The organism is Streptococcus sp. 3613, from assembly GCF_013277375.1.
In the GTDB taxonomy this organism is placed as follows: Bacteria; Bacillota; Bacilli; order Lactobacillales; family Streptococcaceae; genus Streptococcus; species Streptococcus pseudopneumoniae.
In genome coordinates, this window is record NZ_VMMV01000138.1 from 1 (window position 1) to 529 (window position 529).

General features: G+C 31.2%; 1 protein-coding gene. It reads left to right on the plus strand.

Annotated elements, in window-relative coordinates; all coding sequences use genetic code 11:
• Positions 1 to 42: 42 nt before the first annotated feature.
• Positions 43 to 529, plus strand: a 487-nt coding sequence (locus tag HT708_RS11445) for a helix-turn-helix transcriptional regulator (protein WP_172926411.1), incomplete at its 3' end; no start/stop codon positions are given.

A 529-nucleotide genomic window follows, 5' to 3' on the forward strand; every position in this document is an offset into this window, starting at 1 on the left:
TTTATAATGAAATTAAGCAAATAGGAAGGTTTATTATCTTTAATGAATACACTCGCAGAGAAATTCAGATTGAAAAGAAAAGAGTTGAGACTCTCCCAACAAACTCTTGCAGAAGGAATTTGTGAACAAAGCCAGATTAGTAAAATTGAGAGAGGGCATTTCATTCCCTCCGCAGACCTTTTGTTCAAACTCTCCCAACGACTCGAAGTGCCATTAGATTATTTTTTTAATGAACAAATTGAAATTAAATCTAACCTCTCTAATTTCAAGCAATTATCTGCTCGATTATTAGATGACAGAAATTATGACAATTTAGAATATCTTTATAGAATAGAGATTGAACGAAGTACTTTTCTAACACTAGAAGACCGAACTTACCTTGAATGGATTAAAGCTATTATTGACTTCTATCAATATGACAGTAAGTGTGAGGCAATTTCGTCATTGGAAAATATATTATTAAAAGTCTCTTCAAATACTCTGATTTATTTAAAGGCCTTGAATACTCTATCTAATTTCTATTCCTTAG